10 protein-coding genes are annotated in these 14366 nt (G+C 64.3%); 5 read left to right on the top strand and 5 right to left on the bottom strand.

Annotated elements, in window-relative coordinates; genetic code table 11:
- The first annotated feature begins 246 nt into the window (after positions 1–246).
- Positions 247–1377, top strand: coding sequence for a carboxypeptidase-like regulatory domain-containing protein (locus tag NT151_11610; protein MCX6539561.1), 1131 nt, complete (start codon positions 247–249; stop codon positions 1375–1377).
- Between the two features lie 1110 nt (positions 1378–2487).
- Here NT151_11610 and NT151_11605 read toward each other — a convergent pair.
- The gene (locus tag NT151_11605; GenBank protein ID MCX6539560.1) at positions 2488–3174 is read right to left on the bottom strand and encodes an LssY C-terminal domain-containing protein; all 687 of its coding nucleotides are present in this window, start codon (positions 3172–3174) and stop codon (positions 2488–2490) included.
- A gap of 361 nt (positions 3175–3535) precedes the next feature.
- Between NT151_11605 and NT151_11600 the strand changes: the two genes are divergently transcribed.
- The 3 genes from NT151_11600 (at position 3536) to NT151_11590 (ending at position 6247) form a co-directional block, all read left to right on the top strand.
- A complete protein-coding gene (locus NT151_11600; protein MCX6539559.1) occupies positions 3536–4675 on the top strand; it encodes an ATP-binding protein in 1140 nt (379 codons plus the stop codon).
- 435 nt (positions 4676–5110) lie between these two features.
- Entirely contained in the window at positions 5111–5905 is a 795-nt protein-coding gene (locus tag NT151_11595; GenBank protein MCX6539558.1) for an NIPSNAP family protein, read from the top strand.
- Positions 5906–6016: 111 nt separating this feature from the next.
- Entirely contained in the window at positions 6017–6247 is a 231-nt protein-coding gene (locus NT151_11590) for a DUF2283 domain-containing protein (protein MCX6539557.1), read from the top strand.
- Between the two features lie 69 nt (positions 6248–6316).
- Here NT151_11590 and NT151_11585 read toward each other — a convergent pair whose 3' ends face one another.
- The 4 genes from NT151_11585 to NT151_11570 form a co-directional block, all read right to left on the bottom strand.
- Positions 6317–9430, bottom strand: coding sequence for an efflux RND transporter permease subunit (locus NT151_11585; GenBank protein ID MCX6539556.1), 3114 nt, complete (start codon positions 9428–9430; stop codon positions 6317–6319).
- Positions 9431–9442: 12 nt separating this feature from the next.
- A complete protein-coding gene (locus NT151_11580) occupies positions 9443–10612 on the bottom strand; it encodes an efflux RND transporter periplasmic adaptor subunit (protein ID MCX6539555.1) in 1170 nt (389 codons plus the stop codon).
- A 518-nt stretch (positions 10613–11130) separates the two neighbouring features.
- Positions 11131–12258, bottom strand: a complete 1128-nt coding sequence (locus NT151_11575) for an alpha/beta fold hydrolase (protein MCX6539554.1) — start codon at positions 12256–12258, stop codon at positions 11131–11133.
- Between the two features lie 102 nt (positions 12259–12360).
- Entirely contained in the window at positions 12361–12558 is a 198-nt protein-coding gene (locus NT151_11570) for a helix-turn-helix transcriptional regulator (protein MCX6539553.1), read from the bottom strand.
- Positions 12559–12726: 168 nt separating this feature from the next.
- On the opposite strand from NT151_11570, the gene NT151_11565 reads away from it, so the two are divergent.
- Positions 12727–14322: a C69 family dipeptidase gene (locus tag NT151_11565; GenBank protein MCX6539552.1), complete on the top strand. Its 1596-nt coding sequence runs from the start codon at positions 12727–12729 to the stop codon at positions 14320–14322.
- Positions 14323–14366: the final 44 nt, after the last annotated feature.

The following is a 14366-nucleotide window of genomic DNA, read 5'->3' as shown; positions in this document are numbered from 1 at the left end:
CTTTACTTAGAGGAAGGACAAGACGCCGTCCGGGGACGGCGCGATGATCCAGGTGACAGTCTGGGCGAGCGTTATCAGACCAGATTTCCGCGACCAGCGTATCTCCTAACAAGGCGGTGTTCCGCGTCGCCGAGGTGAACGACAGCTTTCTGAGGCCTCGTGCAAAGCCGATCCGACCAGCGGGCAAGCGGTGTCTAATGATATTGGTTTGGGCTGATTCGTGCCCCCTTGGGCAAAGGAGCGCACATGCGTCGAACCTTCCTGAACGCGACGTTCGGCACGGCTCTGCTGGCTGTTAGTTTGGCAGCTGCCAGTCCGATGGCGAGGGGCCACGCCGGCTCGTCGCTCTGGCGCGAAGACAGCCCACAGATCGCCTCCCTGCCAGAAGCTCTTGAGATGACTGGCGGCACCGGCCGGATTGCGGGGCAGGTCACCGCAACCGCCACTGGGAAGCCACTGCGCGCCGCTCAGGTGTCAATCTCCTCGCCACGCTATCGGACTCGCGTGGCCGAGACTGACGCGGAGGGACGATTCGAGTTCGGAAACCTGCCGCCAGGCGCGTACTTCCTCACGGCGCGAAAGGACGGATTCGGGATCTATCCCGACTTGACGCGGACCCCCCTGGAGAATCGTGTGTCCCGCACGATTCAACTTGCGGACGGTCAGACCATTGCCTCCGTCGTGATCTCACTCAGCCCGGCCGCAGTGATCGCTGGGCACGTGTGGGATGAAACGGGCGAGCCGATGCTGCGAGCAAACGTCCGCGTGCTGAGAACGGTGCCCAGGTTGATGCGCAATGGGGTCGTCGTGGCCGACGCTCTCGTCCCTGCGGGCGGCGCAACGACGAACGATCTCGGTGAGTTTCGCATCGTGGGAGTCTCGCCAGGCGATTATTACCTGGGCGCCACCGTCTCCAGTACCGGTTCGCCAATCACCGAGGGCCCGCGGTCAGGTTACGCGCCAACGTACTACCCGGGCACCGCGGACGTGTCGCAGGCCCGGCGGATCACGGTGGGGGCCGGACAGACGGTCTCCGAAATAGATTTCTCACTTGTCCCGAGTCGAGCGTACCGCATCAGCGGCCTGGTGTTGGACTCTCAACGTCGCCCGTCCGCGAAGGTTAGCGTGGCGGTTGCGCCATCGTCTTCTTCGGTGGGATTGACTAGCACGGCGGGAATGGGACTGACCGATGGCGACGGACGTTTCTCCATCACTGGCGTCGTGCCAGGCGACTACGAGATCCGGGCGATGTCGAGAGCGGTGGATGCCGCCGGTCGACCTGCCGAGGAAGGTCGACTCGCGATTGCCGTCGTCGACCGCGACGTGAACGGTCTCGTCGTGGTGACCGTCCCTGTGCCACCTCGGCCCGTCCGCTGACGAGGATCGCATCCGCAGGGCGGTGTGGCCTCACCTGTCGACCTGCGCGCGAACTGCGGCACTGTCGTCGAGACCACCACACCAACAATCTCGGAGACTGCGCGACCTCCCTTGACAGTCATCGAAGCGTGAAGCAGAGTGGGCACATATAGCTGACTAGGTCGAGACCCACTGAAAGCGATTGAACATCATGAGACGGCGATTCATCCAGACTCTGGCGCTGGCGACCGCGTTGGTGTGCGTGAATGCGACAGCGGGCCTGGCTCAAGCACATAAGTCCGCCGACAAAGGGACGTGGTATGGGGGTGGGGCCTTCCTTCTGTGGTCAAGTGGGGGAGACCACCAGGACGGCGGATGTAACGGCGCGTCAATGGTGGGTCAAGGAGGCGCCTTGTGCCGCAGTATCGCTAGAGCTGGTTGGGGCGGGCTGGTGAATGCCGGTGGCGCTGTCTCGGATAATGTCGCGATCGAGGTTGAGGGGGTAGTGGGGCTGGCGCGAAGCGGCGACGTGACCTACCAACTCTACGCTGGCCATTTCGGCAACAACAAGACCACTGGCACCCTGAAGCACTCAGAGAAGATGTTCTCCGGGTTACTGCGCTTTATGCCTTCGCGTGGAAACGGTGGCGTCAGGGTTGAGCCAGTCGTCGGGTTCACGATGGCGTTCTCCAATGACACGCTGACGAATCAGTCCAGGCAAGATTGGTACTACTCAACCGGAGGGACGAGAGGGCCATTCGATCCCGGTGATCTCGCGACGACGACCACGGCGTTCGGCTTCACGGCTGGGCTTGATGTCGTCGTTCCGATTGGTCGCAAAGCCTCTTTCGTGGCGTCAGGACGTGTCCGCTGGATCGACTGGCCTCGGGAACACCCAGACGCATCCCCACTGCCGGACAGCGTACCCGTCTCGGTTGGCCGCACGTCAATTCAGGTAGGGGCAGGGTTTCGGTGGGGCAGGTAAACAAGGTGCGCTCCTGGGCCTGCCTCGCGTGCCGCCGTGGTAGGGAAATTGGTGAGGAACTCCGTAATACCTAAGACGACGGCCACGCCACACGAATCACGGCAGCCGTAATTGGCGTTACCGGTCTCGTCGTGGTGACTGTTCAGTTACAACTTCGATCCGATCGTCAGAATGACCACCACCAGGCGGCCATCCGTGTGCCAGGCATCGCCTCCGCCGTTGCGTCCTTCCAACCGGTCGTGGAACCGTTCGACGTAGTAGACCTCCTCGGCCGCTCCGACTCGCGTGAGGTCGGCCGAGCACTTGTCCCGCTCAGCATCGAGGTCCGCGGCGATGTGATGGGTGACCTGGCCCGTCCTGTGGCTCACCCCGACCGACGTGTCATAGGTAGCCGCCCCGAGCCAGAGCGGCTGCTCCTGGTTGATCAGGTCGGCCCGCCAGAACCGGACATGGTGCCGCTGGCGAGGACTGGCGCCGACGGGTTGCTCGAACGCCAGGTCCTGCTTCCGGCCAAACAGAAACAGGTTACTGACCGGAGCTGTCTCATCAGGCCTCTTGAGCAGCGTGCTTTCGACGATACGCAGACTGGTTCGAAACGTGATGGGGTCGGCCGGATGCCATCCGCCAGCCGTCATGGCCCGGACAATGGCGCCGTCGGATCCCATCAGCGCGATGTTCAAGGGGTCACCTGAGATGCCTTCGGCTGTGCGGGTGATGCGGGGGCAGGCGCTCAAATCAGGATGGCGGCGCATGCTGACATTCCACGCCCACGGCAGTACCAGGTAGGCGACGATCAGGTAGATGAGGATCAGTCCCAGGACGAGAGACGACACACGCCGCATCATGGCTCGCCGTGCCGGACCCAGCGATAGAGGGTTACATCCCGGCGTCCCGGCTCTTCAGCCAAGGACCGAATCGCGGCCCACTCCGACGCATGCTCTCGCGCTTGCTCCTCCACCGGCGGGATCGCCCGCTCACGAACCTCCAGGGCAAACCGACTTGGGTGTCTCACAGGCTCCATATTCTCAACGAATGCGCTCTCTGGCAAACCTAGGGCGGTTCAATTGCCCCGGTTCTGGGCCGGCGGCCGGCCCAACACACGTGAACTCAGCGTTCAGCGTGTGCCAGAGCGTTACGCGCGTGTGGGAGTCATATCCAGTTTACTCATGAGTAAACTGGACTATACTCCCATTCATGATGACTCCACGATACCTGGCACCGGCGGTGGACAAGGCGCTGGCAACGGGCAAGATGGTCTTCGTCGGCGGGCCGCGGCAAGTGGGTAAGACGACCTTGGCGCTCTCTCTTCTCGGCCGGAAAGCCACGGAGCGGCATCCGGCCTATTTCAACTGGGACGACCCGAGGGCTGCGGCGCGGTTGCGACGGGTCGAGCTGCCGGCAAACGAGCCGCTCCTCATATTTGATGAAGTGCACAAGTACGCTCGCTGGCGCAACCTGCTCAAGGGTATCTACGACACTGAGAAGTCCTTCCGTCGCATCGTCGTCACCGGGTCGGCCAGACTCGACTACTACCGCAAAGGAGGCGATTCTCTCGCCAATCGGTATCGCTACTTCCGCCTGCACCCGTTCTCGCTGCGCGAGCTCGACCCGAAGCCGTCCAGGTCGCACCTCGACGCGTTGCTCCGGTTCGGCGGCTTTCCGGAGCCGCTCTTTCGCCAGGACGAGGTCGAGCATCGCATTTGGCAGCGGGATCGTCTGGCCAGGGTGATTCGCGAAGACCTGCGAGATCTGGAGCGGGTTCGCGAGGTGAGCCTCGTCGAGCAGCTCGTCGACTTGCTGCCGGAGCGCGTCGGCACGCCATTGTCTGTAGCCAACCTGCGGCAGGACCTGGAGGTTGATCACAAGACCGTCGAACGATGGCTGACGATCCTGGAGAACATGTACGTCTGTTTCCGCCTGCCGCCGTTCGGCTCACCCCGGATCCGAGCGGTGAAGAAGGAGAAGAAGATCTACCTGTGGGACTGGTCGGCCGTGGCCGACCCCGGCGCGCGCTTCGAGAACCTGGTGGCGTGCCAGCTGCTCAAGTACTGCCACTGGATCGAGGACACCGAGGGCTTCCGCATGGAGCTCCGCTTCCTCAGAGACACCGACCGACGCGAGGTCGATTTTGTGGTCCTGCGCGGCGGGCGACCGCAGTTCGCAGTCGAATGCAAGACTGGCGAGCGCGCCATCAGCGCGGCGGTCCACTACTGCGCCGAACGAACTCCGATCCCCCGGTTCTTCCAGGTCCATCGCGGCGATCGTCACTACGCGTCCGGCAGAGTCACGGTGCTCCCGTTTACCACCTTCTGCACGGAGCTCAATCTGCCGTGAGCCGTGAGCGAGGCGGTCGCGCCTCCCGATTTGCAGAGCCATCGCCCGTGATCTTGCAAGCGCATCGGGTTCCTCTTCGGGAAGAAGACCCGCAGTCGATCGATCTGTCTAACAGGATTCGGAGGAGACATTCGCTGTGCTTTCTGGCTCCTCGATGGGGCGAAAACGACTGGCCCAAGACGCGCTATCCGGCCTGGTTCTGCGGTTCGTGATCGGTGCCGTTACCCGTCTGCAAGAACCTCCATTCTCCGGTTCAAATCCGGACGGCGCCTCCACACTTCACCAGGACGACCGAGGTCCGCGCTCGTCTGCACCTCCAGCCTCAGACTGACCGCGCCGGGACGCTGCCCCCGTGCTCCTTGCGCGACCGACACGCGTGCAGTAATCTCATCGTCTTGTGCGGACCTGCCCCCCTTCGATCGCGGAGGTGGAATCGTGAAACGGCGTGAGTTCATCAAGTCCTCTTCGCTGGCTGGCGGTGCCGTCCTCGCCGGATGGCCGGGCAGCCAGGCGTTCGCTCAAGTGGCCCCGCGGGAGTTCTATGAGCTGCGGGTCTATGAAATGCCGACTGGCAACCGGAAGACCGTCCTCAACGACTACCTCTCAAAGGCCTGTATCCCCGCGTTTAACAGGCTGGGTGTCACTCCGGTTGGGGTGTTCAATGTGGTGTCCGGCAGCAACGCCCTCTTCCTGTATGTGTTGATCCCATATCCGAACCTGGGGTCACTCCTCGCGGTTCCCGAGAGACTGGCTGCGGACGTGGAGTATCAGAAGGCCGCCGCCGCCTACCTGGGAGCCTCCATCGACAATCCCGCGTATACGCGATACGAGAGTTCGTTGCTGTGGGCGCTCAAGAACGTGCCGAGGATGCGAATCCCGGCGGAAACGGCCGGAAAGAAGGCGCGGCTCTTCGAATTGCGCATCTACGAAAGCCACAGTGAATCAGCCGCGCTGAAGAAGATCGAGATGTTCAACGAGGGAGGCGAAATCGGAATCTTCGACCGCGTTGGCTTGAGGCCGGTGTTCTTCGGACAGACCCTCGTCGGCCGGAGACAGCCGAACCTGGTGTACATGACGGTTCATCAGGACATGGCGGCACGCGAGAAAGTGTGGGAGGACTTCCGCAATTCCCCGGATTGGAAGAAGCTGAGCGCCGACCCGGCATTCGCGAACACGGTTTCAGCCACGACGGTGATGTTCCTGCGACCCACGGACTACTCGCAGGTGTGACCACCAGTGTCGCTGTACAGCCGATCCGCCCAGGGCCGCCAGCCGTCTGCAAAACCTCCATTCTCCGGTTCAAATCGGGACGGCGCCTCCAATTCCCGCTAGGATCAAGCAATGCGATCCGACTTGGACAGAATCAGGGTCTACTACGACGCCTTCGCCAAGACGCTGACGGTCTGGCTCGGTGATCCTGCGACCGAACACGTGGCACAAGAGGCCGACGATGACACGGTGTTCATGAAGGACGCCAGTGGTCGGATCATCGGCTTCGAGAAGCTGAACGTCGCTCTCGCTCCAGGATCGCAAGGCCTCACCGTAGAATTGGTGAACTCGTCAGCCGCCTGAATCCCGTGCGACATCAAGCTGAGGTCGGCCCGGAGGGCTCCTCGACGGCGTAAGCCAGCGCTGGCGCGCTCAACCCCCGCTCTCGCCCCCGTCCACCGAGACGTCGAGTCGTGGGAGCGCCGACTGCCTCGCAGCCTTCCGGTGACCCAGCCACTCCTGGAAGTGTTCCATGTAGATGTAGAAGATCGGCGTCACATAGAGGGTGAGCGTCTGCGACACGAGCAGGCCGCCCACGACGGCGAGGCCAAGCGGCCGCCGCGCCTCGGAACCGGCGCCCCAGCCGAGCGCGATCGGCAACGTGCCCATGAGCGCCGCCATCGTCGTCATCATGATCGGCCGAAAGCGGACGCGACACGCGTCGTAGATGGCCTCGGCGGCGCTCAGGTTGTCCCGGCGCCGTGACGCAATCGCGAAGTCGATCATGATGATGCCGTTCTTCTTCACCAAGCCCACCAGCATGATGATGCCGACGAAGGCGTAGATGTTCAGGTCGTGTCGGAACAGCAGCAGCGTGATCAACGCGCCGAAGCCCGCCGATGGCAGACCGGAGAGAATCGTGAGTGGGTGGATGAAGCTCTCGTAGAGGATGCCGAGCACCACGTAGATCACGAAAATCGCGAGGGCGAGTACCCACCCGAGGCCGGTCATCGAATCCTGGAACGCCTGCGCCGTACCCTGGAAGCTGCCCGACACGGTGGCCGGCAAAATGTCGCGCGCAACCGCCTGCACGCGTGACACGGCATCGCCCAGTGAGACCCCCGGCCGGAGGTTGAACGAGAGTGTCACCGACGGCAACTGGCCAGTGTGGTTGACCGACAGCGGTCCGACCGTCTGACGGGTAGCGACGATGGTCGAGAGGGGCACAAGCTTGCCCGCTTCCGTCTGCACATACAGCATGGAGAGGGCGGCCGGATCGCGTTGGTAGCGAGGGTCGACCTGCAGGATGACCTGGTACTGATCGTCGGCCGCGAAGATCTGCGACACCTGCCGCGATCCGTACGCCGAGGTCAGCGCCAATTCCACCTCGTCCACGGTGAGGCCGAGCGCCGCGATCTGATCGCGGTCGAGGTCGACGGTGACCTGCGGGTTGCGGATCTGCAGGTCGGACGTCACGTCCTCGAAGCCCTCGAGCGTGCGGAGCGCGGCCTCGAATCGGGGCGCCGCGCGGTACAGTTCGTCGGTGTCGGGATCCTGCAGCGTGTACTGGTACTGGCTGCGCGACATCATGCCGCCGATGCGAATCGCCGGCGGATTCGTCAGGAAGACCCGGATGCCCGGGATGCCGGCGAACTTCGGCCGCAGTGCCTCGATCACCCGGTCGGCGTCGAGCGACCGCTGCTGGCGCGGTTTGAGATCCACGCTCAGGCGACCGCCCGCACCGCCGACATTCGCCGTGTAGCCGGCGACGTTGGGGTCGCGCGCGAGGACGTTCATCACGTCCTTGACGCGGGCAACTGTGGCCTCGAAGCCGAGTCCCTGGCTGGTCTCGATCTGGCCGCTCAACTGGCCGGTGTCCACGCTGGGAATGAACCCCATCGGGATGATGGTGAACAGGTACACCGTGCCGGCGAGCACGAGCGCCGACACCACCATGGTTGCGCCCTTGAAGCGGATGGTCTGCCGCAGCGACCATGAGTAGCCTCGCAGCCAGCCGTCGAACATCCACTCCATGGCGTTGTAGAACCGTCCATGCCGAATCGCGTGGGGCGCTTTCAGGAACCGACTGCAGAGCATCGGCGTGAGGGTGAGCGACACGAAACCGGACACGAGAATCGCCGCGCCGATCGTCACCGCGAACTCGTGCATCAGCCGGCCGACCACCCCGCCCATGAAGAGCACGGGGATGAAGACGGCGGTGAGCGACAGCGTCATCGAGATGATGGTGAACGACACCTCCTTCGAACCGTCGAGCGCCGCCTGCAACCGCGACTTGCCCATCTCCATGTGCCGGACGATGTTCTCCAGCATGACGATGGCGTCGTCCACCACGAATCCCACCGAGAGGGTCAGCGCCATCATCGACAGGTTGTCGAGGCTGTAGTCGAGGACGTACATCACGGCGAACGTGCCGACGATCGAGAAGGGCAGCGCGAGGCTGGGGATGATTGTCGCCGACACGTTGCGCAGGAACAGGAAGATGACGAGCACAACGAGGCAGACCGTCAGCTGCAGCGTGGACTTCACGTCGTCCACCGACTCGCGGATCGGGACCGACCGGTCGCTCCGGACTCTAAGCTGGACCGAGGCCGGAAGCTGCTGCTCCAACTGGGGCAGCAGCGCCTTGATGCGGTCCACGACCTCGACGGTGTTGGTGCCAGGCTGCCGCTGGATGGCGAGATAGATCGTGCGGGACCCGTTGTACCAACCCGCGTTGCGTTCGTTCTCGACACCGTCGTAGACGTGCGCGACCTCGTTCAGCCGGACCGGGCTGCCGTTCCGATAGGCGACCACGATCGAGGTGTACGCGTCGGCGTTCAGCAGCTGCCCCGACGCCTGGACCACGTAATTGCGGTCCGGCCCGTAGAGCGTTCCCGTCGGGCGGTTGACGTTCGCCGATGCGATCGCCTGCGCCACCTGGTCGATGCCGATCTGCCTCGACGCGAGCTGCTGGGGATCGACGTCCACGCGCACCGCGAACTTCTGCGACCCGAAGACGTTCACCTGCGCCACTCCGGTGACCATCGAGAGGCGCTGCGCGAGGAGGTTCTGCGCGTAGCGATCGAGCCGCGACAAGGGCAGCGTCGCCGAGCTCAGCGTGAGGAACAGGACCGGAGAATCGGCGGGATTGACCTTCTGAAACGACGGTGGCGAGGGCATCCCCGGCGGCAGCGAGCGCTGAGCGCGCGCGATCATCGACTGGACGTCCTGGGCCGCCGCGTCGATTGAGCGGCTCAGGTCGAACTGGAGAGTGATGGTGGTGCTGCCCTGCGTGTTGCTGGAGCTGATGGAGCTGACGCCGGCGATCGTCGAGAACTGCTTCTCGAGCGGCGTCGCGACCGAGGCCGCCATCGTTTCCGGGCTGGCCCCCGGCAGGCCCGCATTCACCTGGATCGTCGGGAAATCGACGGTGGGCAGATCGCTGACCGGCAGGAGCCGGTACCCCATCACCCCGAAAATCAGGATCGAGAGCACCAGCAGCGTCGTCGCCACCGGGCGACGGATGAAAGTTTCCGCGAAGTTCATGATGTCCTCAGGCTACTGGCCGCCTCGTTGGCCGCCGTTGTCTTTCGCCTGACTCCCGCTGCGGCCACCCACCGGGCCGCGGCCCCTGCCAGTGTCGCCGCGCTCCGACACGCTGGCGCCAGGCGTCAGGCGAAGCTGCCCGTCGGTCACCACCACCTCGCCCGCGGAGACTCCCGCGGCGATCACGACCTGGTCGCCTTGCTGCCGCTCGGCCCTGACCATCCGCATTTCGACCGTGCGGTCCGCCTTGACGATGTACACATACTGTCCATCCTGCGACACCTGCAGGGCGGTCACCGGCACGACCAGGGCGTTGGAGTTGGTCGTCAACTGGAGCGTCACCTGCACGAACGCGCCCGGCCACAACTGGCGATCGCTGTTCGGGAACGTTCCCTTCAAACGGATCGTTCCCGTCGTCGAATCCACGGTGTTGTCGATGAAACTGAGGACGCCTCTGGCCGAGGGGGCCGGTGCGGTTGGGGCTGAAGCCGCCCCACTTCCTGTGTTACTCGCACGCGGCGTGGATCCCACGTTCCCGGCGGCAGGAGCGATCGAGGTCGAATCTGCTGGCCCGGTCGCGGTGACCGACAGAGGCTTCTGCGCCTGGTAGTGACGAATGTCTGCCACGTAGCGCCCCGGGACGGAGAAGGTCACGTAGACCGGTGACAGCTGATTGATGACGACGAGGGGGGTTGTGTCGTTGGCTCGGACCAGGTCTCCCGCGTGCGCCCCGAGCGTTCCCGTTCGTCCGCTGATGGGTGAGTTGATGTCCGCGTACTGAACGTTCAACCGGGCGCTCTCGACCGCGGCCGTGTCAGCCGCCACGGTTGCAGTCAGGGACGCCGCGCCGGCGCGCTGGCTGTCGTACTGGTCGCGCGGAATCAGCCCGCGCTGGAACAGCGTCTCGGCTCGCGCCTGCTGGGCCTGCGCGTTCTGCAACGTGGCCGTGTCACGGGCCAGGACTGCCTCAGCCTGCTGGACGGCCGCCAGGAAGGGCCGGGAATCGAGGCTGAAGAGCGGCTGCCCTGTCCGGACCTCCTGGCCTTCCGCGAAATGAATGGCGCTCAATTGGCCGGTCACCTGCGCCCGAATCTGCACGCTGGACATCGCCTCGACCGTCCCGACGATCTGCAGGGTGACCGGCACGGGCTTCTGCTCGACCCGCGCTGTTACGACCGGCACGGGGCCGCCAGTTCCGCGTCCTCCTGCCCGGCCAGCCTGGCTGCCACCGGCCGATCCGTTCGGGCTGCCGCCGGGAGACGAGCATGCGACCAGCAACAGAGGTAGAGTGACGAGTGAAGCGACGTAGCAGGTGTGTCTCAGCATACAACCCAAGTATAGCCCGGTGCCCGTTCGTTCGCTGTCCGTCGCGACGAACTGTCGCGAGCGTTCGCGTGACCGTTCGAGCCGCGCGAACACCCCGATCACGGCCGCGTCGCTGCCACAGCCGACCAGGCCGGGCGCTGTTGCCAGACGTTCGTAACCGACTGACTACTTCTTGATCGGCTCTTTCGCCGGGGCCGGCGGCGCTTCCCGGAGTGGGCCCAGTCGATACGCGCTTCATGTCTGCCTCGTCGACTCTCTGTGTCCTGTGTCAGTGCCCGTCTTCGGGCCGGTGGGAGGCCCGAGTCACTGTCTGAGAAGGGACCCTATGCTCACTTCAACCATCGAGGAACTCTCACCGCCGGGCGAGATAGAGACTACTTCTCGGTGGCCGCAAGCAGATCCGCCAGGTAGTTCTTCCACAGCGCCGCAATGGTGTGGCTCCCATGGCCGCGTGTCTTGTCGCTCAGGGGTATGACGAACGCACGGCCGCTGGCGACGCGCCTGATCTCCCGCTCGAGGATACCCAGCTCGGGCGGATTGATGAGATCGTCCGCCGAGTTCACGGCCACCAGAGGCACCTTGATCTTCTCGAGTGCCGGGCCCGGATCGTAATCCCAGGAAGCCTGGAGCGCGTACATCACGTTGTTGGCGTCGGCGGTCTTCAGATAGTTGTTCACGTAGGCATCGAACGCCTGGTCGGCGGCTTCGAGGGTGGGCGCCGCCGCCTGGTGCATCACGGGATTGCTGCTCATGAAATTGAGCATCGCGGCCGCCGTGCGAAGGCCCCTCGGCTGCGCGGAATAGTTTCCGTCCTGCCACTCGGGGTCGCTGCGGATGGCATCGATGGCGATCCGGCGCCACATGCGATTGCGCCCGGAAATCTGGGTCGGCAGGCTGGCGAGCGGCATCAACGCATCCATGAAATCGGGATACATCTCACCCCACAGCCACGAGTGCATCCCGCCCATCGACGTGCCAATCACAAGCCGCAGGTGGTTCACGCCGAGGCCCTCGGTGAGCAGCCGATACTGGGCGGTGACCATGTCCCGATAGCCGTACTTCGGAAACTTCGCGCGCAGCCCGTCGCTCGGCCGGCTCGACCCGCCATGGCCAATGTTGTCGACGAGCACGAGGAAGTACTTCGTCGCATCCAGCAACTGGCCGGCGCCAAACAACTCACCGGCAAACGACTGTGCCAGAAACTGCGCCCCGCTGCCGGTCGTGCCGTGCAACACGAGCACCGCATTGCGAACCACGCCCGCACCATCCTTGCGAGGTTGCCCGATCGTACGATAGTGCAGTCGCAACTCGGGCAAGCGCTCGCCACCGGCGAATGCGACGTTCTTGAGGACGTAGTCACCTTGAACGGGCGCGGGATACCCGGGGGCGGCCGTGGAGGCTCCCTGGAGTGACCCGGTCCGCTGCGCGAGGCCAACGACCCCGGACACCGCGAGACCGGACAGCACGACGAGGCAGACGACCACAGGACGCGCTCGCACCATGACGGATCCTCCTGGCGGGAAGACTCGATTCTATCTCACACCCCGGCCTGACGCCCGGCTGCTGCGGGCCGATCGGCGCCATCGTCTGCGCGCCTTCGCAGCTCACTCCACGGGGCGCAGTTCCAGTTCCAGCCCCAGCGTGCCGCAGAGCCGCGACAGCGTCTTCAGGCGCGGGTTGCTCTTCCCGGGGATCTCTAACTTTCGGTACGCCTGCTGCGAGACGCCGAGCGCTTTCGCCATCTGGTCCTGCGTGAGGCCCTTCTTCTTGCGCGTCCACAGGATGAACAGGGGGACCGTCACGTCCAGGTCGGGCTCCACGCGGTGGTAGTTCCGGCCGTGATGGACGCTTTCGCAGGTTGGCCGGGTTGACCGGCCCCGGATGGGTCCTTCGGCCTCGCTCAGAACGTCGTGTGCTATTCTCTCGGCGCGCGATCTCCCGCCCCCGGTTCCTGATCCAGGAGTCTTCCCATGGCCAGTCCCTTACGCCTGCGCAAGTTCCTCCTCGTCTCACTCCCCCTGGTCGCCTTGCTGCTCTGTCTGCAGCCGGGTTTCGCCCGCCAGCAACCGGTCGACGGACCTGTGTGCGAATGCGAGGGCTGCACGAGCATCCTGGTCGGCAAGGCGGCATCGATCGACGGGTCGACCATCACGTCCCATTCCTGCGACAGCACGACGGACCGCACCTGGATGACGATGGAGCCGAACCGGAAGCACAAGCCGGGCGAGGTGGCGACCGTGTGGCTGGATCCGAAGGAGACCAAAGGGCCCGACGATACGGATCGGATCCCGACGGGCGAGATCCCACAGGTTGCTGAGACCTATCAGTTCCTGAACGCCGCCTACCCGATCATGAACGAGCACCAGCTCGCCATCGGCGAGACGACCTTTGGCGGGAAGCGCGAGCTCAAGAGCGACAACGGCATCATCGATTGCCCGGAGCTGTATCGGCTCGTACTCGAGCGCGCCAAGACCGCGCGCGAGGCGATTCGCATCGCGGACGAGCTGACGAAGCAGTACGGCTACACCGACTCCGGCGAGGCGTTCACCTTCGCGGATCCGAACGAGACATGGCTGTTCGAGATCCTCGGGCCGGGGAAGGGCAAGAAGGGCGCGGTGTGGGCAGCGGTTCGCATCCCGGACGACCATGTCTCGGTGTCGGCCAACGCGTCGCGGATCCGCCGCCTTAACCTGGCCGACAAAGAGCACGTCATGGCGTCGGCCAACGTGCTGACGCTGGCCCAGGAACTGGGGTGGTGGAGTCCGACAGGCGGGGGAGAGTTCGAGTTCTGCTACGCCTACGGTGGGCGCACCAGTATGGGCAGCCGGCGCCGCGAGTGGCGGGCGCTCAGCAGAATCGCGCCGTCGCTCAAGCTCGACGCCAACGCCGAGAACTTCCCCGTCTCGGTAAAAGCCGAGCGGAAGCTGTCGGTTAATGACGTCTTCGAGATCTTCCGCGACACCTACCAGGACACGCCGTACGACATGACGCGCACGCTGATGAAGGTCGACGCGTCGGGCAAGGCGACGAAGAACCCGATCGCGAACCCCTTCATGAACAACGACTACCTGGACGCGTTCAGGATTCCGTCGGAACGCACCATCGCCTGCAAGCGCTCCACCTACCTGCAGGTCACGCAGTCGAGGGGTTGGCTGCCAAGCCCGATCGGCGGTCTGGTGTGGCTCGGCTACGACAACCCGATGACCACCCCGCACATGCCGTTTTACATCGGGATCTCGCAGATGCCCGCGTCGTTTATGGTGGATGGCCGCGCGAAATTCCGCCGCGATTGCGCCTGGTGGGCCTTCCGGCAAGTCAGCCAGCTGGCATTCCTGCGCTGGCAGCCGATGGTCATGGACATCGAGAAGGTGTGGCGGCCGATCGAAGCGAAGGCCTACGCGGATCAGGCGAGGATCGAAGCCGAGGCGGTGGCCCTCTACAAGCAGGATCCGGCGAAGGCGCGGGAGTTCCTCACGAAGTACTCGCACGCGATCGCCAATGGCGCGGTCGAGGCGTACTGGAAACTCGCCGACGATTTGTGGGGCAGGTACACGAACTATTTCTAGTGTCCCGAGTCAGAAGTTCGGTGACAAATAGTCCGGAGCGCGGC

It is taken from the genome of Acidobacteriota bacterium (assembly GCA_026393675.1).
In the GTDB taxonomy this organism is placed as follows: domain Bacteria; phylum Acidobacteriota; class Vicinamibacteria; order Vicinamibacterales; family JAKQTR01; genus JBAXOX01.
The sequence above is the reverse complement of the archived record's forward strand: the minus strand, read 5'-3'. Positions and strand labels throughout refer to the sequence as shown.